This window comes from Anaerosporobacter sp. (genome assembly GCF_965301125.1).
Map to the genome: position 1 here is coordinate 4,244 of NZ_CBDLAM010000246.1, position 443 is coordinate 4,686.

Annotated in this window: 1 protein-coding gene; it reads left to right on the plus strand. The window is 33.6% G+C overall.

The window, feature by feature from the left end; genetic code table 11:
• Positions 1-195 (plus strand): nucleotidyltransferase domain-containing protein (locus tag ACW2QF_RS17920; RefSeq protein ID WP_455717383.1); only part of this gene is annotated, 195 nt, incomplete at its 5' end.
• Positions 196-443 lie beyond the last annotated feature (248 nt).

Below are 443 nucleotides of genomic sequence, written 5' to 3' on the forward strand. Positions count from 1 at the left end.
GGGCAAATCAATATGGATAATATCAAAGAATTGGTAAGAGAAATCTCAAATTTACCAGAGGTAACAGCAATAACATTTGGAGGATCAAGAGCTTCTGGTTATCAAGATGAAAATTCGGACTATGATGTGTATGTGTACCTGGAAAATCCTGTACCTATAGAGAAGCGGACCGTAATTCCTTTGAAGAACAATTAGAAGCTACAATTATTAATGGAAATGCCAATAATGGTTATACTACATGTGTGTGGAGTAACTTAATGTCTAGATATTACATCCTGGTGAAAAACGCATGCTTACAATTGCAATTGATCGTTGTAAGTACCTGCCAGATAACATTGAAGATATATCAAAGTTACTTGAAAATCTAAGCGATGGAGACAAAGCTATGTATTATCTGGAGCAATTAACAGAGAATGTTACTAAATTTATAACAAAATATAGGT